Raw genomic sequence first — 23,564 nt, 5'->3', positions numbered from 1 at the left:
GCGCCACGCCATGGCCGCCGCGGCTTCCTGCTGGGCGTGGCTTCGCTGCTGCACCACTGGCCGGCCGCCGCGCAGCCGCGGCGCCACTCCGATCCCAACCCGGATGCGACGCTGGAGATCGAGCTGGTGCATGTTGGCCTGCTGGTGCTTGGCGGAAGCTTCGGAGGCGGGCGGCTGCATTTCCGCGGCAAGGATTACGCGGTGAAGATCAGTGGCATTGAAGTCGGCAGCCTCGGGCTCGCATCGGTCAGCGCAAGCGGGGAGATCTTCGGCCTGAAGAGGCTGGAGGATTTCCCGGGGAACTACCAGGAGGAGCCGACGGCGTCAGCGCCGGAAGGAAGTTCCGGCCCGCACCCGCTGCGGCTGCGCAATGCCGCGGGCGTGTTGCTGCGGCTACGGTCGCAGCATGAAGGCGCTCTGCTGCGCATCGCGCCGGCGGGCCTCGATGCCGCGTTTCAGGACTGAACTGGGGCATCAGCTTGAAGGAAACACTGATATGGACGGCTTCCTGCTCGCCCGAGTGCTGGGTGAATGGCTATTCGGTGTCTCGACGCTGGTTAGCATCATCAACCCCGCTGGCACTGCCTTCGTGTTCCAGGCGGCAACCAGCGGCCTCGCCAAGCCCGAACGGCGGCAGCTCGCGCGCATAGTCTCCCGCAACAGCTTCGTCCTGCTTCTGGCCTCGATGCTGTTGGGTGCGCGATTGCTGGCCTTCTTTGGCATCTCGCTTGAGGCGCTTCGCATCGCCGGGGGCGCAGTGGTAGTGATGACCGGATGGCAGATGCTGGTGGCTGAACCAGCCGAGCCGGCCGAAGCAGTCGAGCCGTCCACGCGCACGAGCGCCCTGCGCCAGGCCTTCTTTCCGCTGACCATGCCACTGACCACCGGGCCGGGCTCGATTGCCGCCGCCATCGCGCTGTCCGCAAGTGCTGCCCAGGATAATTCCGAGCATCGGTTGCTAGCGGCGGCGCTGGTGGCCTTCCTCATTGCGGCAGCCGTCGCAATGCTGGTCTGGATCTGCTACCGACACGCGGACACCCTGGCCAACTGGCTGGGGAGTAACGGCACGCTGGTCGCGACCAAGCTCTCAGCATTCCTGCTGGTCTGTGTGGGCGTGCAGATCGCGCTAAACGGCATAGAGGCGGTGCTAACGCGCATCGTCGGGAATGCCGCTTGAGCACGGGTATGGCCTCAGGAGATTTCCTGCCTGCTCTCAGGCATTACCCTGATACCATGCCTGTCGTGCGCGGTGTTGGCTACGGTTCGCAACGCCCGGAGATGTCACATGATCCCGATGCTTTCCCGCCGCCGTACCGCCGTCGCGCTTGCTTTCCTGCTGGGTGCCGCTACCGGCTGCGCCCCATCATCCAGCGGACCCGACGGATCCTCACCCCGCGCTGCCGATGCAACGCTGACCATTGAGGAAGTCCAGGTCGCGTTCATTGGCAGTGGGGATGCGGGCCACGGCACGCTGCGTTTCCGCGGGAGCGATTACCCGTTCAGGGTGACCGGCCTCGGTGTAGGCGGCATCGGCGCATCCCGCCTGGAGGCGGATGGCGAGGTCTACAACCTGAACAATCTCCAGGACTTCGCCGGCACTTACGGCCGGGCGCGCGCGGGCTACGCGATCGGCGATGTCAGCGGCGGCGGTATGTGGATGGAAAATGGCGCGGGTGTGGTGCTGCGGCTCCGGACGCGGCGCGAGGGATTGATGCTGAGCCTCGGCGGCGACGTAATGGTGATCTCCTTCCGCTGAAGGCCACCCTGCCGCCGGTACCCTGCGATGCAACGCCGTGATGGCCTGATTCGCCAGTCATGGCGGCGGATTGAGCTGCTGCGAGATCTGCTTGATCCCTCCGGCCTAGGGCGAAAGCGCCAGGATGAACCCAACGGCGCTGAGCCCGGCGGCCAGGTGCGGCAATGGGCGATCCGCAGTGGCCAGCACCTGGAGGAGCTGTACCGGGGGAGGGGGCATTCGATGGCACAAAAGCGGTGCCATGCATTTGGGTGAAGCATAGCTACCGGACATTTACGCAACGCCCACTGAGGCGCGGCCCGTGGAGACAACTCCTGATCACGAATCCACAACCTGGGTCAGAGCAACTTGTCCGCCACGAACGGTATGGAACGGCCATATTGACGAACCGTCAGCCGAACATCTCCACCGTGGCGGCGTGTTCAGCCAGGGAAGCCTTGCACGCACCTCCAGTTACTCTTCCCCAGCGCGCTTCAGCTCATTGCCACGACGAGCGGGCCAATCATGGTCAACAGAATGTTGCCGACAGCATAGGCGACGGTGAACCCGAGTACCGGAGTTGAACTCTCGGCTGCATCTGAGACAGCCAACATGGCCGCATCCTGGGTCTGCGCGCCCGCAATCGCACCGCAAAGGATCACGGGATCCATGCGAAGCAGCCAACGGCCTACAATCAGCGCAGCAAAGAGCGGCAGCACAGCTACCACCACCCCGGCCGCCAGTACGGGCAGCCCCTGCGTGGCGAGCGCGGCCAGCGCCGCTGGTCCGGCATTCAACCCGATGATGGCGACGAACACCGTGAGGCCCACATCCCACAGCACCCGCGCGGCCTGCGGCGGCAGATCACCGATCAGCGGGTTGCGGGCGTGGTACCAGCCCGCGACAAGGCCGGCCACCAAGATAGCTCCGCCCGAGCCAAGGCTCAGCGGGATACCTCCTACCTCGAATGACAGCAGGCCCAGCAACGTCCCCAAGGCAAGACCGATGCCAAGCATTGCTATGTCAGAGCGTTCACCGGCTTGGCGACGACGACCGACAGCGGCGATAACTTTCTCGACTGCCGGACGTGGCCCCACAAGGCGCGCCAGATCGCCCTGCAACACCACCTGGTCTGGCAGGATGGCGATCTCCTGCCCCTGGCGGATGATCGATGTGAGGAAAACCCCGTGAGCGTTTTCACCGAGTTCAGCGCTTACCTCCTGCAGGCTGCGGCCCGAGAGTTCCTTCCGGGTTACCACCACCTCGGCACTGAAGGTCTCCAGCGGCGCCAGAAGGTCCCAGCCCTCCAGTTCCTGCCCAATTAGCCCAGCAGCGACAACGATGGCAGGACGCCGCCCGGCTACCACCACCTCGTCACCAACCTGCAGCCGCTCGCCAGCAGCCACCGGCACCGGCTGGCCATCTCGCCTCAGATGTTCGATGCAGCCATGGCCTTCGGCCAATGCCGCCTCGATCTCATCGATACGCTGTCCAGCTCCGGTCGTAACCCGGAAGCCACGTGCATCGATCCGCCGATACGCGAGGCCGTGCCGCGGTGCATTGCCGCTGGCAGCAATGCGGCTTTCCAAAGCGCGGGCCGCCTGCTGCAGGTCAACACGCATCAGCCGGGGCGCGACCTGTGAGCAGAAAAATACCACGGCGATGGTGCCAAAGACATATGTCAGGGCGAATGCAACCGCCGCCCGCCCCTCAAGCGCATGGATTTCGGCTGCCGGCAAAGCCAGCTGCGCCAGAGCGCCGCTGGCAGTACCGAGAAGTGCCGTCTCCGTCAGCGATCCAGCGGCCAAGCCTGCGGCGGTGCCCTTATCGAAGCCCAGCAACCGCGCCATGGCAATGCTGGACAACAGGCCAACGACGGCGACCGTCAATGCCACCGCCACCGTATCGAGCGTGCGCCAACTCAGCGAGGCGAAGAACTGCGGCCCGCCGGAGAAGCCCACGGAGAAGACAAAGAGGCCGAAGGCAAAGGTCTTCAGTGTGGTGGGCAGCACCACCCCGGCCGGCCCGGTCAAGGTAATGCCAAGAACAACCGCCACCAACAGCACTGCCGCCGCGTTCCCCAGCGCGAAACGGCCAAGCTGCAGCCTGCCAAGCGGCACACCGACGGCGAGGGCGGCGAAGATTGCGAGCTCAGGCGCCTGCTGCAGCAGTGCGTGGATTCGCTCCATGTTATTCCGTCTCTGCCTTCAGCACTTGGCAGGGCTGGACTTGTACGTGTCGTGCAGAGCTGGAGGTGTCGCGTTGCCGCCATGCTGCTGCAGCCACTGGCAAGCATGAATGATGTCATCGGCAAGGATGCCGAGCGTGTTGCTGTTCAGATGCGGCCGGACCACCACACGCAGCGAGTTCACCGTCTGAGCGTCCGGCGGCATCGAATAGGCCGAGATCACCCAGCCACGCTCACGGACCTTTGCCGAGATATCGAACTCATTGAAGTTCGCGAACTCCGGCTTCAGGGTCAGCGCCACGACGGGAATGCGCTGGGTTTCGTTCATGATGGTGAAGAGTCCGCTGGCCACCAGGCGGTCGCGCAGATGCACGGCGTTCTGCACCGTCTGTTTCATGATCCGCGTGAAGCCATCGAAGCCCAGGCGAATGAAGGTATAATATTGCAACGCGATCTGGAATGCGTTCCGGCTGAAATTCAGCGTTGCCGTCGGCATCTCACCGCCAAGATAGTTGACGTAGAAGATGAGGTCTTTGTTGAAAACCTTGTCATCACGGAAGATCACCCAGCCCAGCCCTGGCGGAACCAGGCCGAACTTGTGCCCCGAAGCATTGATGGACTGCACCCGTGGCAGTGCAAAATCCCATTTGTAGTCCGGGTAGCAGAAGGGGTTGACGAAGCCGCCTGAGGCACCGTCGATATGGAGGGGCACGCTGTGGCCGGTGCGCTTCTCATAAGCATCCAGCCAGTCGTGAATCTCCTGGATATCGTCATCTTCGCCGGTGAAGGTCTGCCCGGCGATCGCGACCACCGCGATGGTGTTTTCGTCAACCAGACGATCGAGATGCTCCGTGGTCAGCCGGTAATTGCCCGGCTTCAGCGGCGCGATCCGAGGCTCGACGTCGAAGTAGCGCAGGAACTTCTTCCAAACGATCTGTACATTGCCGCCCGTGACCATGTTCGGGCGTGTTGCATCCTTGCCCGCTGCCTCCCTGGCCTGGCGCCAGTTCCACTTATGCGCCAGCCCCGCCAGCATGCAGGCCTCTGAAGAGCCCACTGTGGCGGTGCCATACGGGGTGACATCACTCGGCCCATGCCACAGCCGGTGCAGCCAACGCACCATTCGCTGCTCCATGGCGAAGAGCTGCGGGTACATATCATGGTCGATGTAGTTCTTCAGAAAGTGCTCCCGCATCAACTCTTCTGATTCGGGCTCGGTGAAGGTGGTCACGAAGGAGGATAGGTTCATCGTCGGCCGGGCGTCGGTCCAGGATTCGCTGTTGACCACCGCCTTGGCGACACGCGCGGGCACACCGTGCATCGGCATATGGTCCTGGGGTACCTCCAAGTTGAACATATCCCAGGGTGTCATCTTCTCTGGCTGTTCCGCTACCATGCGATGAGGTTGCTCTGTCATGGTATGCCTCCTTGCTACGCAAGCATCTTCTGGAGCGCCCCGGGTGCTGCCCATCGGGTGCAACCCCGATAAACAGGCGGAAGGGACCGGAGCCGGCACGGCGGCCGTGGTCCTCATCAGTGCATCCTGCCTCCTGTATTCGCGGCAGCCAGCCAAACATCAGGACGTAGAATCGAACCGAGTTGCGCGACCCGGGATAGGCGGTGGACCGCCGCGGGACGCTCTGCATCCCGGTAACTACCGGGCGTGAGCAAGCCGGCAGCAAAGAAAATATGAGCAATGTCGGCTGTCTCAGGTCATTCCGCACAGACAACACGGGTTTTGCCCGATGCCCTCGGGCCTAACGCAGCGCGAGCATTCCGTCACTGACAAGGCTGTTGAGAAGGGCCGCTAGATGCATGGCTTGTTCCAGTTCCTTGAGTCAAATCCCTATATTCTGTTGTTCCTGGTCGTGGGGCTCGCCGTGGGGGTAGGCAGGGTCAGCCTGCGCGGCTACGGGCTTGGAATGGTCGCCTCCGCCATCGTCGTCGGCTGTGGCCTGTCTGCCTGGGCCGCGGCGAACGGCGTCGCCCTGAAGTTGGATGATTTCACCAAGAGCTTGTTCTACTACCTCTTCATGTATGGCGTGGGATTGCGTGTCGGCCCCTCCTTTCTGAACTCACTGAACCGCGATGCCATCGCCTATACCATCCTGGCGGTCGTTTCTTGCGTGGTCGGAGGTGCGATCGTTGTCGCGGGTGCCGTGCTGCTCGATCTGCCGCAGGGCGTGGCGGGTGGCATGCTGGCGGGTTCGCAGACGATGTCCGCTGCCATCGGCTCAGCAGAGCAGGCGATTACCTCCGGTGCTGTGGCCCTCCGCCCAGGCACATCGGTTGAAGATGTGAGCGCCATGATCGCGCTTTCGTACGGCATCACCTATATCTGGGGAACGGTCGGCATCATTCTGATCTGCAAGTACCTGCCGCGCTGGTGGGGAATGGATGCGCGTGCCCTGGCGCGGGAGTACGAGGCGGAGCACGGGGTCAACAACGTGGATGAGGCAGGTCTCACCGCCTATCGTCCCACCACCGCGCGCGCTTATCGGCTCGATAATGATTCTGTGGCCGGCCTCTCGGTGCATGATTTCCGTCAGCGGTACCCGATGTACCGGGTCGCGAACATACGGCGGGCTGGCCAGAACCTCGGCGCCGATCCAGAGTTGGTGATGCGGCTAGGTGACATCGTCGTACTCGGCGGGCCATTAGGCGAGATGACGGACCGCATGGGCCTGATTGGCCCGGAGGTCGCGGACAGCGCGGCACTGACCGTGCCGCTGGACCAGGGCACCATCTTGCTCACCCACCCAGAAGCAGTGGGCCGACAACTGGGCGACTACGCCCGTTCGGATCTCGCTGGGCAGATACAGCTCACCGCCATCGAACGCGGCGGCCATCCGGTACCAATCGGCACTCAGACGCGACTAAAACGTGGCGATCTTCTATCGGTGATTGGCAGCAAGGCGGCGCTAAGCCGGGCTTCGGCGCTGCTCGGGCCGCTGGCACGGCCGAGCACGGCGACCGATCTGCTGACACTCTGCGCCGGCATGATCCTGGGGTTCCTGATTGGGTTGATCCAGTTTCCTGCCTTCGGTTCCAATGTCGGCCTCGGCAATGCCGGCGGCCTCCTGCTCTCCGGCATCATCGTCTCAGCGCTGGTGTCACGCCTCCGCTACTTCGGAAACACGCCGAACGCCGCGCGCAACATCCTGGAGGATATGGGGCTTGTGGTCTTTGTGGCCATCGTCGGCGTCAATTCTGGCGGCGCCCTGGTGACGCAACTGAACGGGACTCTGGCGTTGTCCATCTTCATTATCGGCTTCCTGGCCTGTTCGGTTCCGCCCTTCATCGTATGGGTTCTCGGCCTCTACCTCTTCCGTATTCATCCGGTTCTACTGATGGGTGCCACCGCCGGGGCACGCAGCCATTCGGGCCCGGCGCGGGAGGCAGCAGCCGAAGCAGGCAGCAGCGTCCCGTGGCTCGGGTTTCCGGTAGGCTACGCCGTTTCCGGCGTGTTGCTGACGGTGGGCGGCTACTTCGTCATGCTCTTTACCGGCTGACGGCAGAAGACACCTCTTTCCCGGCCGGCTGCTTTCACCGCTCCCCACCGCCTCGGCCAGCCGCTCTTGGGCAAGCGGCTGGCCGAAGGCATGACGGACCTCGCATGTGTCGAAGACTGGCATGGCCGAGCGTGCTGCAACACACGTCACGCTGACCATGCCGCCCTGCTGAGGCAGTAAGGACAGGCGGCTGCCTGAAGCAGCTCGACGCCCGCGTGGCGGTGTCAGGATGCGAAAGGGTCATCCAATGTTCCCGCTTCGCAGCCTGCCAGCGGGCTATTGCAGCATCCCTTGTCCGAGCTAGCATGCTGCAAGGAAATGTAAGAAACGAGCCGACATTGCATCCTTCCAACGGAAGGGTAACGTTTTTTGTCGCTTTAGGCGCGGCGGAATGCCATATTTCTTGGCAGGCCCTGCGTGAGGGATGGGCATGAAGCTGACGTCGGTCCAGGCTCGCTCTATATCAATCAGCAATGCCGCAGATGACGTCACGACTCTGATCTGTCGTGCTCTCTGGCCTGGTGTGCAGCAAGACGGTAGTTTCCGCACCCTGCGCACCATGGCCTCCATTGTCTCTGGCCTGCTGTACGCGGTGGACCTGCACGACAATCGGATCACTCTTCTCAACACTTCGCCGGAAGTCGCCGTCTTCACAGGCGCCAGTGGCGAGGTGAGTGAGGCCGCGATGCTCAACCGGATGGCCCAGAGCCAGCAGGCCATGTTCAAAGAACATCGTGATGGCTGTGCAGCGCTGCCTGATGGAAAGACAACGCAAGTGACCTTGTGCCTGGGCAGTGACCAGGAAGATCCGCGCTGGATTACTTTCCGCCACGCGGTATGTCAGCGTGACGAATTTGGCCGGCCGGCCAGCTTGATGTGCACGGCGCGTGAAGTTACCGAGCAGTATCAGGCAGCAGAGACGCTCCGAAACCTCACGGCGAGCATGTTGCGGAGCCAGGACAGCGAGCGCAGGCGGATCGCACGCGACTTGCACGACCAGACTGCACAGAATCTGCTGGCAGCGACATTGTCGATCCATGCGGCGCAGCGCAGGGGAGATGCGGATTCAGAGGCGGGTATAACAGATCCACTTGCGAATGCATTGGTCCTGTTGAAGCAGTGTGAGGACGAGATTCGCACCCTCTCTTACCTGCTGCATCCGCCGCTCCTTGACGAGGTCCGACTAGGCGCCGCTTTGGGATGGTATGCGGAAGGCTTCAGCGAGCGTAGTGGCGTCGTCACGGTGGTCCGGGATCAGCGGCCGGAAGTGGCGAGTACCGATCTGCCCAGAGTTGTGCCTGAAGGAGAGATTATCCTGTTCCGGGTGGTGCAGGAGGCGCTCACCAATGTTTACCGGCACGCCAGGGCAAGCTTTGTTTGCATCAACATGCAAACCGAGACAGCAGTGGGCGGCTGCACGCATCTGGTTGTGACCGTTACCGACAACGGGCTAGGCATCGTTGACGGAGCGAAGCCGCGCGGTGTCGGACTTATCGGGATGCGTGAAAGGCTCCGGCTGGTTGGTGGCACGCTTGCGGTTCAGTCGACGCCCGGACATGGCACCTCGATCAGAGCGAGTTGCCCGGTAGGATCCGCCTAGAGCAGGGTGGGCATGCCGGTGGTTGGTCGCTCTCGATACTCGATAAGCTATCCCCCGCCCTCAACCTGCGGATGCTGCTGACGAAAGCGATTCTGTTTTCCACAGCGATGCAACGAACTGGCTCAAACTCCTGGGCCACGGAAACGTCAAGGCGTGGCAGATGTGGGCGGTCGTCGGACCCACCGTCATTCATATGTCAGGTCCAGGCGGCCTCGCCCGAGTAGTCCCGGTGTTTCGGCAGGTCCGATCTCCAGCGACCGTGATGCCTGACTGTATCTTGCTATCCTGGCCACCGCGCCGCGCCGTGAACTGATGAAGCAACACCTTGCGATCAGGGTCGATGCCTTAGAATACGTCGGTACCTGCATAGAGGAACTGGTTCATCGCCTCAGCGGAACAGCGGTGGAACAGGTCGAGCAGAGGGTCAACAAAAACGCTTCTCCGCTTGACCAACAAGGGCAGCCTAGCAGCACCCAAGGTGCGCTGACATCGGCTATTCGCCCTTCTGGCAGCGTATCCGCGAGATCGCGGGTACAGTCTTTGCGTTGTTAGCTGCGTGCTGGGCAACCATCAGCGTTCAAGAAGATGGCCATGAGGTGTGCCTAACCAGACAGGCCCTACAGAAGCCGATGATCTATATACGTCTTTCCTGTTGCAGTTCCTCTTGACCTACCTGCGGCAAGGCTCTGGCCAGAACTCCGAGCTATCGAGGCAGCCCTCAAAGAGCTTCTGTTTTCTTGGAGAATGCCTCGATTCCAAACCAACCCGCAGAAGTGCTCTTTGTTGATGATGTGGAGGTCACGACGCCGAGGCTCGTCTCAGCCTTGATGTGAAGGTTAGGTTGTGGCGCGCCTACGAGACGGCAACTCGATTCTTCCTCGGCATCCGCCGCCTGCCCACGTCATCCGACCGGATCAAGATCCAACAAGCCGCGCTAACGGTGACGCCGGAGATCGTCCTTTCAAGTGATCTTTACACTTCCAGACGCTTCTGAACGCCGCCACGTATTGACATAGAATACGGCGTCTCGAAACCTGTCGTAACAATTTGGGGCGCCACAATGGCAAGCGACAATGTCCAAGGACCAAACCCCAATTCTGCGGCGGCGGAACGCGACGCACGTTTGGTATCTACCGATCACAAGGTCGATCCGAGCGAGATTGCCATTGGCGTCATCATCGGCCGCGCCGCCGAGTATTTCGACTTTTTCGTGTTCGCCATTGCGGCCGTCGTGGTCTTCCCGAAGGTCTTCCTGCCCTTCGCGGAACCCGTCACTGCGACGCTTTATTCCTTCGCGATCTTCTCGCTCGCTTTCGTGGCACGGCCGATCGGCACGGTAATCTTCACGGCAGTCGACCGGCGGTACGGCCGCAGCGTAAAGCTCACTGTTGCGCTCTTCCTTCTTGGCTTCTCGACCATGGCCATCTCTTTTCTGCCAAGCTACGCGCAGATCGGTGCCTGGTCGCTGTATCTTTTGAGCATTCTGCGCATAGGCCAGGGGCTAGCCCTCGGCGGGGCATGGGACGGGCTTGCCTCCCTGCTGGCGTTGAACGCGCCGGTCGAGCGCCGTGGCCTCTATGCAGGCATAGCGCAATTGGGAGCGCCGCTGGGTTTCGCTGTCGCAGCCGTCCTTTTCTCGTTTTTCTTGCTCAATCTATCCGAGGAAGATTTTCTGAGCTGGGGCTGGCGGTATCCCTTCTTCTGCGCCTTCGCCGTCAATGTTGTCGCCTTGTTCTCGCGCCTGCGGCTGGTAGCGACCGAGGAGTTTTCTCGGCTTCTGGACCTGGGACGACTTGAGCCGTCACCGATCCTTCCCCTGATCCGGAACCATTCGCGCGAACTCCTGATTGGTGCCCTGATTCCGCTCGCAAGCTTTGCCTTGTTCCATCTCGTGGCAGTCTTTCCCATCAGTTGGATAGACCTGTTCACGCAGCGCTCGGTGGGCGAGTTCCTGATGGTGCAGACATCAGGGGCGTTCATCTGCGCCGGCGCGATCGTGGCTTCCGGCCTGATTGCCGACCAGATGGGACGCCGCAAGCTTCTCATGATCTCAGCCGGCCTGATCGCAGTCTTTGCGATTTGCAGCACGATTGCGCCCTTGATCATTGAGGAGAATGCCATCGGGCAAACCATCTACGTCAATGCCGGATTTGCACTGCTTGGCCTTTCCTATGGCCAGTCATCCGGAGCGGTGACATCCCGACTGGATCCACGCTTCCGTTACACCGGAGCCGCGCTGACAAGCGACCTTTCCTGGTTGCTCGGTGCCGGCTTCGCGCCCTTGATCGTGCTGTTCCTGTCTGCGCGTTACGGACTTGCCTGCGTCGGACTTTACCTGCTGTCCGGCGCGGTCACGACCCTTTTGGTGCTCAGCCTGTCGCGCTCGGAAGTCCGGCAGGTTTGACCCATGCAGGCCTCACACAGCCCCTTGACCGGCCACGCACTGCTCCGCGTGTCGGCTGATCGTGAAGAGACGGTGATGGACAAACCTCAAGCAAAGCCTGCCGCCCAGAACCCGCCCAGGCTCCGGGTCAGCCGCGTCACGCGGCTTGTCGCACTGCTCGGGTCCGGCGCCCTCCTCTCGGGGTGCAATCTGGTTGTCATGGATCCGTCAGGTGACGTGGCGGTGCAGCAGCGGAACCTCATCATCGCCTCCACGGCGCTCATGTTGCTTGTCATCGTGCCGGTTATCGTCCTCACCTTCCTGTTCGCGCGGCGCTATCGCGCTTCGAACCCGAAGGCGAACTATGATCCTGACTGGCACCATTCGACGCGGCTCGAGGTGGTCATCTGGACCATCCCGCTGCTGATCGTCATGGCCCTCGGGGCGATGACCTGGATCAGCACGCATACGCTTGACCCATTCCGGCCGTTGTCGCGCCTCGGCCCCAAGCGACCGATCCCGGCGGACACAAAGCCGCTCGACGTGCAGGTCGTCGCGCTCGACTGGAAGTGGCTGTTCATCTACCCGGAGTATGGCATCGCGAGCGTGAATGAGATGGCGGCGCCGGTGGACCGGCCCATCGCCTTCCGCATCACGTCTTCCTCCGTCTGGAACACCTTCTACGTCCCCGCGCTCGCCGGCATGATCTACGCCATGCCTGGCATGGAGACGAAGCTCCATGCGGTGATCAACAAGGAGGGGAACTTCAGGGGGCTGTCCGCGCATTACAGCGGTTCAGGCTTTTCCCGCATGAACTTCGGCTTCCGAGGCCTGTCATCCGATGGGTTCAGCCAGTGGGTTGCGAACGCGAAAGCCGCCGGGGGCTCCCTCGACCGCGACGCCTATCTCACGCTCGAGAAGCCCAGCGAAGCCGAGCCGGTCCGCTATTATGGGGCCGTCGCCGATAGGATCTTCGACGCCATCGTCGGCATGTGTCCCGAACAGGGGCAGATGTGCGTCGCTGAGATGCACCATATCGACAGCATGGGGGGCGGCGGCAAGGACAGCGATGAGCATCGCGGCCGCCTGGAATACGACAACCGTCGCCTGGAGAGCGGGAGCGAACCGCCGGGTGCCACGGTCCCGGCCTCGGGCCGCCCCTCAAGGTCGGACACCCAGCCTGAAGGCATGATGCCGCGAGACCAGGAGAGGGCGCGCGGCGGAGTGAGCGATGGGCCGGCCGCGCCCGGGGCAGCACAAGACCGTGCCCCACAGGGCGCTGGCGAGGCTCCTGCGCCCAACCAGCTGAATACCCCCTCAACCGGCCACCAGCACTGACCGACGGGATTGCCCATGTTCGATCATCTCGACCTGAAACAGTTCCTGTTCGGACGCCTGACGCTTGAGGCGATCCCGTACCATGAGCCGATCCTGCTCTGGACCTTCGTGGTTGTGGCTGTGGCCGGGCTGGCGCTGCTGGGCGCTGTCCTGTGGTACGGCAAACTGGGCTATCTCTGGCGGGAATGGTTCACCAGCGTCGATCATAAGAAGATCGGCATCATGTACATCATTCTCGCCATCATCATGCTGCTGCGCGGCTTCGCCGACGCGATCATGATGGTGACGCAGAAGGCCCTCTCGGTCGGTGCGGCGGAGGGTTATCTGCCTCCCCACCACTATGACCAGGTCTTCACCGCGCATGGCACGATCATGATCTTCTTCATGGCGATGCCTTTCGTGACAGGGGTGATGAACTACGTGGTGCCCTTGCAGATCGGCGCTCGGGATGTTGCCTTTCCGTTCCTGAACAATTTCAGCTTCTGGATGACCGTCGGCGGCGCCGTTCTGACCATGCTGTCGCTCTTTGTCGGCGAGTTCGCCCGGACCGGCTGGCTCGGCTATCCACCACTGTCCGGCGCGGCCTATAGCCCTGGTGTCGGGGTCGATTACTGGATCTGGGGGCTCCAGGTCGCGGGTGTCGGTACCACATTATCCGGCGTCAACCTGATCGCGACGATCATCAAGATGCGCGCTCCCGGCATGACGATGATGAAGATGCCGGTCTTCTGCTGGACCACGCTGGCCAGCAACGCCATCATCATCACCATCTTTCCGGTGCTGACCGCGACCCTGACGCTCCTGGCCCTCGACCGTTACGTGGGAACGCATTTCTTCACCAACGACTTCGGCGGCAATTCGATGTTGTACATGAACCTGATCTGGATCTGGGGGCACCCTGAGGTCTATGTCCTGGTTCTGCCTGCCTTTGGCATCTATTCTGAGATCGTCTCGACCTTCTGCAGCAAGCGTCTGTTCGGCTATACGTCGATGGTCTATGCGACCGCCGTCATCGCCCTTGTTTCCTGGCTGACCTGGCTGCACCACTTCTTCACCATGGGCTCCGGCGCCAATGTGAATGCCTTCTTCGGCATCACGACCATGATCATCTCGATCCCGACCGGCGCGAAGGTCTTCAACTGGCTGTTCACGATGTACCGTGGCCGGATCCGGTTCGAAGGCCCCTTCATCTGGGTCATGGGCTTCATCCCGACCTTCGTCATCGGTGGCCTGACCGGCGTGCTGCTCGCGGTCCCGCCTGCTGACTTCGTCCTGCACAACAGCCTCTTCCTGGTGGCGCATTTCCACAATGTCATTATCGGCGGTGTCGTGTTCGGGCTGCTGGCGGGCATCCAGTACTGGTTCCCGAAGGCCTTTGGCTACAAGCTCGATCCATTCTGGGGCAAGGTGAGCTTCTGGTGCTGGCTGGTCGGATTCTGGACCGTCTTCACCCCGATCTATGTTCTGGGCCTGATGGGCGAGACGCGCCGGACGCAGCATTTCGATGACCCGGCCGTGCAGCCTTATCTCACGGTCGCCGCGATCGGAGCCTTCATCATCATGGCGGGGATCCTGGCCTTTGTGGTGCAGCTGGTCGTCAGCTTCTTCCGGCGCGCTCAGCTTCGTGACCTTACCGGCGATCCCTGGGGCGGGCGAACCCTCGAGTGGTCCACGTCGTCGCCGCCTCCGCCCTATAACTTCGCCTTCACGCCTGTCGTCCATGACCTGGACGCCTGGTGGGATATGAAGAAGCGCGGGTATGACAGGCCAATCAGCGAATTCAGGTCACTCCACATGCCGCGCAACACCGGTGCCGGCGTTGTGCTGGCGGCGCTCAGCACCGTGCTCGGCTTTGCCCTGATCTGGTACATCTGGTGGCTGGCAGTGGTGTCCTTCGTGGCGCTGATCGCGGCCGCCATCATCCATACCTTCAACTACAACCGGGGCTACACGGTTCCGGCCGAAGAGATCGCTCGGCTCGAGAGCCAGCGAACGGCACAACTGGCGGCGAGGGCCTGATCCGATGCATGAGAAGGCCGCGCCGCCTGGTGCCACCGCCCCGGTATTCTATGAGCAGGAGGACCATGCCCACGGCGACGGGGGCACGCTGATCGGCTTCTGGCTCTATCTGATGAGCGACTGCCTGATCTTCGCGGTGCTTTTCGCCTGCTACGGGGTGCTCGGCCGTAACTACGCCGCCGGCCCTTCGGGGGCGGACCTCTTCGATCTCAGGCTTGTCGCCTTCAACACGGGCCTTCTGCTGGTGTCTTCCATCACCTACGGCTTCGCGATGCTGGAGATGGAGAAGGGCGGACTGCGCGGCACCCTGCGCTGGCTCACGGCAACAGGATTGCTGGGCGCCCTGTTTGTGGGAATCGAACTCTACGAGTTCGGCCATCTGATCTCCGAAGGGGCAACGCCGCAGCGCAGTGCCTTCCTGTCGTCCTTCTACGTTCTGGTCGGCACGCATGGGCTGCATGTGACCTTCGGTATCATCTGGCTCGTCACATTGATGGTCCAGGTCCGGCGGTATGGCCTGAACGCCGATAACCAGCGGCGGATCATGTGCCTCTCCATGTTCTGGCATTTCCTTGACGTGATCTGGATCGGCGTTTTCACCTTCGTCTACCTGATGGGATCGATGCGATGAGTGTGACTGCCAAATCAGGCTCGGCCCACGCCTCGGACAAGCACGGCAGCGCCACGCCAGCACATGGCGGGCCACCGCATGGCACGGCCCGGAGCTACATGACCGGGTTCATCCTGTCCGTTGTCCTCACGGCGATCCCGTTCTGGCTCGTCATGGGCAATGTGCTGGACGACACGACGAAGACCAGCATCGTGATCATGGCCTTCGCCGTGGCGCAGATCCTGGTCCACATGATCTACTTCCTGCACATGAACACCAAGTCGGAAGGCGGGTGGACCTTCGTCTCCCTGGTCTTCACTCTCACACTGGTCGTCGTGACGCTGGTCGGATCAATATGGGTCATGTATCACATGGATCAGAACATGATGCCGATGTCGCCACACGAGGCTCTGACACGGCCTTGACGGGCTGGAGGGTTGTGGCGGCAGTAGTCCCGGCTGAGCCACCGTACTCATGGACGCGCTTTCACCGGCCTTGGATGTCTAGCGGTACTTTGGCGGGCTGTGGTGTGGTTTTCGTCCGCCATGCGAACATTGTCGGGACAACGGCGCCCGGTTCATTGACAGCAAGGTCGACGCGTACTGCGTCTGCCTGGTTGCGACGTGTCCCTGGTATTCTCTGCTGGGGGCAGGCTTTGGCGATGTCTTCAAGCCAAGCTCGCCCTTTAGCGGCGAATGAGCTTGGAGCGGGCCTCAGGCATTCGGCCAAGGGCCGATCGGGTGTTTTGCCGTTGAGCACCCGCTGAGGCGGTTATCGGGGCGGTTATGCGGCCCCGAAGCAGGCCGGCACCTCGAACTATCCGTTGCTGCGAGGCCGCCACGGGCAGGATGGTGGCCTCAGGTCAGCTTGCCTGCCGGACCTGGCCTTATCTCGGTGAGCGCGCCGGTCGCGCCCGGCCAAGCAGCTTGCTCAACTCACGCAACCAGAGCACCGAACTCGCGGCGGCCACGCAGCTCAGCCAGTCGCCTGGGCTCAGCGGCACGGTGGAGAAGGCCTGCTGCAGCAAAGGCAGGTAGATCACCGCGGCATGAAGCGCCATGGAGAACAGGATGGCGGCCCAAAGCCAATGATTGGTGAAGAGGTTCCGGAAGGCGCTTTCCTCGTCGGAGCGGGCGTTCAGGACATTGAAGAGCTGGAACAGCGTCAGTGTCGTGAAAGCCATGGTCTGCCCGTAGCGCAGATCGCCGGAACCCTCGATCATCCCGCCCGGGAGTGACATGTCGAGCATGAGCAGCGTCCCCGCCGCCATGACGGCGCCGACGAAGAAGATGCCGGCCCACATGCGGTAGGTGACCACGCTCTCCCCCCGGGGGCGCGGCGGCCGGGACATGGTGCCGGCGTCCACCGGGTCCATGCCGAGCGCCAGGGCCGGCGCGCCATCGGTGACGAGGTTGATCCACAGGATCTGCGTCGCCAGCAGCGGCAGCGCCACACCGCCCTGCGCCAGGGCCGTCAGGCCGATGAGGTCGGCGAGCAGCACGCCGAAGAACATCGTCATGACCTCGCCGATATTGGAGGATAGCAGGTAGCGGAGGAACTTGCGGATATTGGCGAAGATGGCGCGGCCTTCCTCCACGGCGGCGACAATGGTGGCGAAGTTGTCGTCGGCCAGCACGATATCCGCCGCCTCCTTCGAGACGTCGGTGCCGGTGATGCCCATGGCCACGCCGATATCGGCGGCCTTCAGGGCGGGCGCGTCGTTCACGCCATCGCCCGTCATCGCCATGGTCGCGCCATGGCCCTGCAGCGTCCTGACGATGCGCAGCTTGTGTTCGGGATTGACGCGCGCATAGACCGAGACCTCGCGCACGGTGCGGCTCAGCGCGTCATCCGGCATGGCCTGCAACTCGGCCCCCGTCACCACGCCGCCATCCTGGGCGATGCCAAGCTCGCGGGCGATCGCCACGGCCGTCCTGGGATGGTCGCCCGTGATCATGATGGGGCGGATGCTGGCGCTCCGGGCCCGCGCCACGGCCAGCTTCACCTCCTCACGCGGCGGGTCGATCATGCCAACCAGGCCCAGAAAGACGAGCCCCTGCTCCAATGCCGTGTCAGGATGATGCTGCGCGGCCATGTCCTGCGGCAGCAAGCGGAAGGCGATGCCGAGGGTGCGCAGCGCCTGGCCGGCAAGCTCCTCATTGGCGCTCATGATGGCGGCCCGGCGCCCGGCGCTCAGGGGGCGCGTGTCCTCTCCCACCAGCTCATGCGTGCAGCGTTCCAGCAGCACGTCCGGCGCGCCCTTGGTGAAGGCGGTCAGGCAATTCTGGCGCTCGGCATCGCGGTGCAGGGTGCTCATGAGCTTGCGCTCGGAGGAGAAGGGCACTTCCCCGATGCGGGGGAAGCGGGCCTCCAGCGCCTCGCCCTCCAGCCCCGCCTTGCGCGCGGCCACGATCAGCGCGCCCTCGGTCGGGTCCCCCTGCACGGTCCAGCGCCCGTCCTCCACTTTCTGCAGCACCGCGTTGTTGGCGCGCTCCGCGGCCAGGAGCGTGCGCAGAAGCTCCGTGCGCAGGCTGCCCTCGACGGCGCCTCCCTCCACCTGCCGTATCCCGCCCTGGGGGGCATAGCCGGCGCCCTCCAGCTCCACGTTGCCGCTGGCGGTGACCACCCGGCGCACCGTCATCTCGTTCCTGGTCAGCGTGCCGGTCTTGTCGGAGGCGATGACATCGGCCGAGCCCAGGGTTTCCACCGCAGCGAGGTGGCGGACGATGGCCTTGCGCCGGGCCATGCGCTGCACGCCGATGGAGAGCACCGCCGTGACCACCGCCGGCAACCCTTCCGGCACCGCCGCGACAGCCAGGGCGACACCGAGGATGAGCACGTCGAAGATGGCCCGCGCGCCATGGATATCCTCCACCAGGAGGATGGTGCCCACCATCACCACGGCGATGGCGATGACGATCATCCCGAGCATGCGGCCGACGCGGTCCAGCTCCCGCTGCAGTGGCGTCCTTTCCTCGGGTGCCGATGCCAGCATTCCGGCGATGCGGCCCATCTCCGTGTGCATGCCGGTCGCCGTGACCACGGCGCGGCCATGCCCATAGGTCACGGCCGTGCCGCTGAAGATCATGTTCGCCCGGTCACCCAGCCCCGCCTCGGCCATGAGGGCCTCGGCCTGCTTCGGGACGGGCAGGCTCTCGCCCGTCAGGGTGGCCTCGGCGGCCTGCAGCGTGGCGGAATGGACGACCCGCGCATCCGCCGGGATGGTATCGCCTTCCTCGACCAGGATGAGGTCGCCGGGCACCAGCTCCGCCGCCGGAATGCCGCGCTGCGCGCCGTCCCGGATCACCCGTGCCTGGGCGGCCGACATCTGGCGCAGGGCGGCGACCGCCCGCTCGGCCCGCGCCTGCTGGAAATAGCCCATCAACGCATTGAGCAGCACCACGGCCAGGATCGCCATGGCCTCATAGGGCAGCGCCGCGTCGCGCTCCAGCAGCCAGAGCGTGGCGGAGATCAGGGCGGCGGCCAGCAGCAGGATCACCAGCGTGTCCTGGAACTGGGCCAGGAACTTGCGCCAGGCGGGGACAGGCTTCTCGCCGGCCAGCTCGTTGCGGCCGTGGCGGGAGAGCCGCCGCCGCGCCTCCTCGGCGGGCAATCCCCGCTGGGCGTCGGTGCCGAGGCCCGCCAGGACCTCGCTCGCCGCCTGCCGATAGGGCTGCGCCCCGTCCTGCCCCACGCCTATGTCCATCATGTCCGTTGCCCGTCCCCGGTTGCCCGGCCTGTGGTTATTGCGGCGCGGGGGCCGTGGTTGCCTTAAGCCCGGACACCCGGCCCCTTGGGCGGGAGCGCCCCGAGCCCGGCCTGGATCGCCTGGCGCAGCACGCCGGCGCTGTGCCGCAGCGCCGCTTCCTCCGCCCTGTCGAGCGGCGGCAGGAATGGCTCCGAGGCCCCCTGGGCGGACAGCACATGGGGCAGCGAGACGCAGGTCTCCTGCACCCCCATCAGCTCCTCCATGAAGGTGGAGACGCTGAAGACCACGTGTTCGTCATTCACGATGGCCCGGGTGAGCCGCGCGATGCAGCCGCCGATGCCGAAATTCGAGACGCCCTTGCCTTCCTTGATCCGGTAGGCGGAGGTCCTGACCTCCTTTGTCATGGCTTCCCGGGTCTCGGGCGGCAGGGGGTGGCCCAGCTTCGCGGCGAAATCGATCAGCGGCATGCCGGCGATCTGCGCGCCGCTCCAGTGCAGCACCTCGGAATCCCCGTGCTCGCCCAGAACGTTGGCATGGACCGAACTGGGCGAGACGCCGAGATGCCGCGCCAGGCGGTCGCGGAAGCGGGCGGAGTCGAGGGCGCAGCCGGTGCCGATGGCACGCCCGCGCGGCACCCCGAAGTACCGCACCGCCACGGCCGGCATCACATCCACCGGGTTGGTGGCGAAGAGCAGCACCGTATCCGGCACCACCGCCAGCACCCGCTCCAGCACCGAGGCCACGACGCCGACATTCGCCGCCAGCAGGTCCAGCCGGGTCTGGCCGGGCTTCAGGCTGGTGCCGGCCGTCACCACCACCACCTGCGCGCCCGCCAGGTCGGCGTAATCCCCGGCCGCCCGGATGAGGGCCGGGCTGCCGAAGGCGGCGGCATGGGCGATATCCGCGGCCTCCGACCTCGCCCGTGTCTGGTCCATGTCCAGCAGCACGACCTCACTGACCCCCGGCACATTCGCCAGGAGATATCCGGCGGCGGCACCGACCAGCCCGGCGCCGATGATTGCGACCTTGCCCTGCATCACAGCACTCCCATCATCGGCCAGATGGTTGCGGAGAACAGGACGAGCAGCGCCAGTCCCGCCAGCGTGATCACGATCCCGACCTTCGCGAATTGCAGCGTCGAGAAGGCGCCCGTCGCGTAGCACAGCATGTTCTGCGGCGCATTGGTGGGCAGGATGAAGCCGAAGGACACCACCATGGCCTGGATCATCACGATGCCGAAAATGGTGTCCTGCCCATAGGGGAGGGTCTGGGCGAAGGCGATCATGATCGGGATCAGCGTGCTCGCCAGCCCGGTGGCCGAGGCGAAGCCCAGGTGCAGCAGGATGCTGAAGAGGGAGAGCGCCCCCACCACCAGCGCCACCGGCATCGCATCCAGGCCGAGCCGCCCCAGCGTCACGCCCGCCAGCCAGGAGGCGGCGCCGGTGCGCGAGAGCAGGATGCCGAGCGAGATGCCGGCCGCGAAGAGCACGATCGTGCCCCAGGGAACCTGCTTCTCGGCCTGTGCCCAGGTCATGACGCCGATGCGCGGCATCAGCAGCAGCGCGATGCCGAGCTGGGTGGTCGTGGTGGTATCCAGCGGGTGCAGCACGCCCTCGGTGGACCAGAGCACCAGCAGCAGCAGCGCCACCAGCATCAGCCGCCACTCGGCGGGCGTCACGGGGCCGAGCTGCGCGACCTCATCCGCCAGGCGCTGCTTCGCTTCCTCCACCGGCGGCACATGCGGCCGCAGCAGCACCAGGGAGACAACGAAGAGCACGGCGCACATGGACAGGGTGAAGGGCAGGGCGGTGAGGAACCATTCGCCCCAGGTCATGCTGCGGCCGAAGGAAGCCTGCATGAAGTTCAGGCTGATCAGGTTCTGCGCCGCGCCGGTCTTGATCGCCATATTGAAGATGGAGCAGACCTGCGCCGTCACGATCATCAATGTGGCGCCGAGGCTGCTTGTCACGGGCAGGCCGAGGGCGGTGGTGATCCCCACCATGATCGGGATAACCGCGCCGACGCGCGCCGTGGCGGAGGGAATGAACAGCGCCAGCACGAAGCCGACGATCATGGCGCCCAGCGTCAGCCGCGCCGGGGAGATGCCGACGCGCGACATCACCAGCAGCGCCACGCGCCGGTCCAGCCCCGTCAGCTTCAGGGCCACGGCCAGGAACAATGCCCCGGCAACGAGCAGCACGGCGGAGGAGGAATAGCCGGAAAGCATCTGCCCCAGCGCATCCGCCGAACTCATGGCCTTGCCGCCCTCGGTCAGCGGCTTGCCCATCAGTCCCAGCACCGCCATGCCGGTGAGCACGATGGCGCTGGCCGCCGGAGACACGCATTCACTGATCCAGAGGATGATCACCAGGGCCAGCAGCCCAAGAGCCACCTGACCCGAGGCGCTCAGCCCCGCCGGCGTGGGCAGCATCAGCACCGCCAGATAGGCCAGCAGCGCAACGCCGAACCACATCAACTTGCGATTCGACGTTGGTTCAGCGGGTGACATCAGGATCATGAAAATCTCCGAGAATCAAGGAGCCCTGTCCTTGGTGGACGGATGCGGCCGCAGTGCATTGCCGAGGCCGTCAGGCATGAAGCCGCGGCTCCAGCCGCAGTGCCACGAGGAAGGCAGTTGCGGCCGGGCGACGGACTTGCGTAACAGCTAAAACTTGTGCCGTCAGCATTGTTGTTTGTAAGATCGGCGGCATCACGGCCCCAGCCGGATCGGGGCACTGAACTGTCATCCGCGCCGGCAGCCCAGGTGCCTTGTTCTCCCGCGGGGAGGGAGGCGCGCGCTGCCCACGGGACGGTCAAGCATTCCGCCATATCCGCAAGCTGTCCCTTGTTGCAGTTTGGCGTCCCTTCGTTGGAGGGATTTGTTCTCCCGCCCCGGCCGGCCACGCATCGCGCCCGCGAAACGGCTTTACCCGAGGGGATTTATATCGGTGGCGCGCTGTATGCCTGCACAGCATGTACTTTCGGGGAGGCGCTCTTGAGTGACAGCGGAACCGAGGCCGGGCCGAAGGTGAGCCTCGTCTTCGACGGTCATCCGATACTGGCCGAAGCCGGAGCCTCCCTGCTACAGGCCTGGGCCGCCGCAGGGCTGCCGCTGACCGAGAATGTCGGCTGCATGGGGCAGGGCGTCTGCGGCGCGTGCCGGGTGCTGGTGCGGCGGCAGGGCGAACGCCTGGCCGGCACGGCCCTTGCCTGCGAGACGCAGGTGGAGGAAGGGATGCAGGTTTCCTTTCTCGACCATTTTCCGGCCCGCCGCCCGCATGCCTATGACCTCCATGCGCTCACGGATAGTTGGACGGCGTTGGAGCAGATCGATGCCGTCTTCCCCGAGGCCAGGAACTGCCGCCATTGCAGCGGCTGCGACCGCGCCTGCCCCAAGGGCATCGAGGTGCAGCGGATGGTGAACCTCGCCGCGGAAGGGCAGGCCTTCACCGCGGCGGCGCTCTTCGACCACTGCGTGATGTGCAACCTCTGCGTCGCCGCCTGCCCGGAACATATCGACCCGGCGCATCTGGGCCAGTTCGTGCGGCGCATGAGCGCCTCGCTCACCCTGCGCCCCGCCGACCTGATCACACGCCTGCGCGAGATCGACCAGGGCGGGCAGCCGATCGATTTCGAGGCACCCGGCACCAATCCGCCGGTGCGGCCATGAACGGCGGCATCCTGCATGCCGAGGCACTGGCCGCCTGGCGCGCCAGGGTGCCCGCGCCCGCGCAGGCCCTGGCGCTGCCGGTGCCGGAACTGCTGGAAGGCTTCCATCCCGACCGGCAGCCCGGCGCGATGGTGCCGCTCCTCGTCGGCGCCAGTGCCGGCCTGCCGTGCCGGGCGGAGCTGGCCGCGCTGCTGCAATCCGATTCCCTGATCGAGGATGTGGACATCGCCGGCGCGCCCATGCTGGACGCGGATGTGCTGGTGATCGGCGGCGGCGGGGCAGGCTGTGTCGCAGCGCTGACGGCGGCGAGGGCGGGGGCGCGGGTCACCCTGGCCACCAAGCTACGCCTCGGCGACAGCAACACGGTGATGGCCGAAGGCGGCATCCAGGCCGCCGTCGGGCCTGAGGACAGCCTCCAGCGCCATTTCGAGGACACGCTGCGCGCGGGCCATTTCGCCGCCGACAAGGCGCTGGTGGCCGCGCTGGTCTCCGATGGGCCGGGCGTGATCCGCTGGCTGATCCAGGAGGGCATGGGCTTCGACCTCACGGAAGGCAGCGACCGCATGGGCGGCACCCTGTTGCGCAAGAAGCCGGGCGGCGCGACGGCGGCGCGGCTGCTCTCCTACCGCGACTTCACCGGGCTGGAGATGATGCGGGCGCTGCGCGAGGCCGTGCTGCTGCAGCCGGGCATCACCCTGCTGGACCGCCACCCGGCGCTGGAACTGCTGACCGACGATCGCGGCCGCTGCGCCGGCGCCGCGCTGCACGACCTCGCCCAGGGCCGCGCGGTGCTCGCCCGC

Annotated in this window: 17 protein-coding genes; 12 read left to right on the top strand and 5 right to left on the bottom strand. The window is 64.5% G+C overall.

Annotation, left to right across the window (positions count from 1 at the left end; translation table 11 throughout):
* Positions 1-36 precede the first annotated feature (36 nt).
* From IBL25_RS01770 to IBL25_RS01760, 3 genes are all read left to right on the top strand, one after another.
* A complete protein-coding gene (locus IBL25_RS01770) occupies positions 37-465 on the top strand; it encodes a DUF1134 domain-containing protein (RefSeq protein WP_187776842.1) in 429 nt (142 codons plus the stop codon).
* A gap of 31 nt (positions 466-496) precedes the next feature.
* Positions 497-1,177 carry a MarC family protein gene (locus IBL25_RS01765; RefSeq protein ID WP_187776841.1) on the top strand — a complete coding sequence of 227 codons (681 nt, stop codon included), beginning with the start codon at positions 497-499 and terminating at the stop codon, positions 1,175-1,177.
* Positions 1,178-1,285: 108 nt separating this feature from the next.
* Entirely contained in the window at positions 1,286-1,756 is a 471-nt protein-coding gene (locus IBL25_RS01760; protein ID WP_187776840.1) for a hypothetical protein, read from the top strand.
* Between the two features lie 473 nt (positions 1,757-2,229).
* Here the strand turns inward: IBL25_RS01760 and IBL25_RS01755 are convergent, their stop codons facing one another.
* Together IBL25_RS01755 and IBL25_RS01750 are read right to left on the bottom strand one after the other, a co-directional pair.
* Positions 2,230-3,924: an aspartate-alanine antiporter-like transporter gene (locus IBL25_RS01755; RefSeq protein ID WP_187776839.1), complete on the bottom strand. Its 1,695-nt coding sequence runs from the start codon at positions 3,922-3,924 to the stop codon at positions 2,230-2,232.
* 18 nt (positions 3,925-3,942) lie between these two features.
* A complete protein-coding gene (locus IBL25_RS01750) occupies positions 3,943-5,340 on the bottom strand; it encodes a glutamate decarboxylase (RefSeq protein ID WP_187776838.1) in 1,398 nt (465 codons plus the stop codon).
* A 394-nt stretch (positions 5,341-5,734) separates the two neighbouring features.
* Here IBL25_RS01750 and IBL25_RS01745 point away from each other — a divergent pair, with 394 nt between their 5' ends.
* The 7 genes from IBL25_RS01745 (at position 5,735) to cyoD (ending at position 15,810) form a co-directional block, all read left to right on the top strand.
* Positions 5,735-7,435, top strand: coding sequence for an aspartate:alanine exchanger family transporter (locus IBL25_RS01745; protein ID WP_187776837.1), 1,701 nt, complete (start codon positions 5,735-5,737; stop codon positions 7,433-7,435).
* 430 nt (positions 7,436-7,865) lie between these two features.
* Positions 7,866-9,035 (top strand): sensor histidine kinase, encoded by a 1,170-nt coding sequence (locus IBL25_RS01740; RefSeq protein ID WP_187776836.1) that lies wholly within the window; start codon positions 7,866-7,868, stop codon positions 9,033-9,035.
* Positions 9,036-10,095: 1,060 nt separating this feature from the next.
* Positions 10,096-11,439 carry an MFS transporter gene (locus tag IBL25_RS01735; protein WP_187776835.1) on the top strand — a complete coding sequence of 448 codons (1,344 nt, stop codon included), beginning with the start codon at positions 10,096-10,098 and terminating at the stop codon, positions 11,437-11,439.
* 3 nt (positions 11,440-11,442) lie between these two features.
* On the top strand, positions 11,443-12,756 hold the full coding sequence (gene cyoA, locus IBL25_RS01730) for a ubiquinol oxidase subunit II (protein ID WP_238940145.1): 1,314 nt from the start codon (positions 11,443-11,445) through the stop codon (positions 12,754-12,756).
* Positions 12,757-12,801: 45 nt separating this feature from the next.
* Entirely contained in the window at positions 12,802-14,775 is a 1,974-nt protein-coding gene (gene cyoB, locus IBL25_RS01725) for a cytochrome o ubiquinol oxidase subunit I (protein ID WP_456315846.1), read from the top strand.
* Positions 14,776-14,779: 4 nt separating this feature from the next.
* Complete coding sequence (gene cyoC, locus IBL25_RS01720) at positions 14,780-15,406, top strand: cytochrome o ubiquinol oxidase subunit III (protein ID WP_187776833.1); 627 nt, start codon at positions 14,780-14,782, stop codon at positions 15,404-15,406.
* Positions 15,403-15,810, top strand: a complete 408-nt coding sequence (gene cyoD, locus IBL25_RS01715) for a cytochrome o ubiquinol oxidase subunit IV (RefSeq protein WP_187776832.1) — start codon at positions 15,403-15,405, stop codon at positions 15,808-15,810. The genes cyoC and cyoD overlap by 4 nt, the downstream gene beginning before the upstream one ends.
* A 461-nt stretch (positions 15,811-16,271) precedes the next feature.
* Here the strand turns inward: cyoD and IBL25_RS01710 are convergent, their stop codons facing one another.
* From IBL25_RS01710 to IBL25_RS01700, 3 genes are all read right to left on the bottom strand, one after another.
* Positions 16,272-19,094 carry a cation-translocating P-type ATPase gene (locus tag IBL25_RS01710; RefSeq protein WP_202986639.1) on the bottom strand — a complete coding sequence of 941 codons (2,823 nt, stop codon included), beginning with the start codon at positions 19,092-19,094 and terminating at the stop codon, positions 16,272-16,274.
* 62 nt (positions 19,095-19,156) lie between these two features.
* Positions 19,157-20,131, bottom strand: a complete 975-nt coding sequence (locus IBL25_RS01705) for a lactate/malate family dehydrogenase (RefSeq protein ID WP_187776831.1) — start codon at positions 20,129-20,131, stop codon at positions 19,157-19,159.
* Complete coding sequence (locus IBL25_RS01700) at positions 20,131-21,567, bottom strand: DASS family sodium-coupled anion symporter (protein WP_238940144.1); 1,437 nt, start codon at positions 21,565-21,567, stop codon at positions 20,131-20,133. The genes IBL25_RS01705 and IBL25_RS01700 overlap by 1 nt, the downstream gene beginning before the upstream one ends.
* Positions 21,568-22,089: 522 nt before the next feature.
* Here IBL25_RS01700 and IBL25_RS01695 point away from each other — a divergent pair.
* Together IBL25_RS01695 and IBL25_RS01690 are read left to right on the top strand one after the other, a co-directional pair.
* Positions 22,090-22,764, top strand: coding sequence for a 2Fe-2S iron-sulfur cluster-binding protein (locus tag IBL25_RS01695; protein WP_194433577.1), 675 nt, complete (start codon positions 22,090-22,092; stop codon positions 22,762-22,764).
* Positions 22,761-23,564 (top strand): FAD-binding protein (locus tag IBL25_RS01690; RefSeq protein ID WP_187776829.1); only part of this gene is annotated, 804 nt, incomplete at its 3' end. The genes IBL25_RS01695 and IBL25_RS01690, both read left to right, overlap by 4 nt.

This window comes from Pseudoroseomonas ludipueritiae (genome assembly GCF_014490445.1).
In the GTDB taxonomy this organism is placed as follows: domain Bacteria; phylum Pseudomonadota; class Alphaproteobacteria; order Acetobacterales; family Acetobacteraceae; genus Pseudoroseomonas; species Pseudoroseomonas ludipueritiae.
Note: the sequence above shows the minus strand (reverse complement) of the source record. Positions and strands in the feature narration are given on the sequence as shown.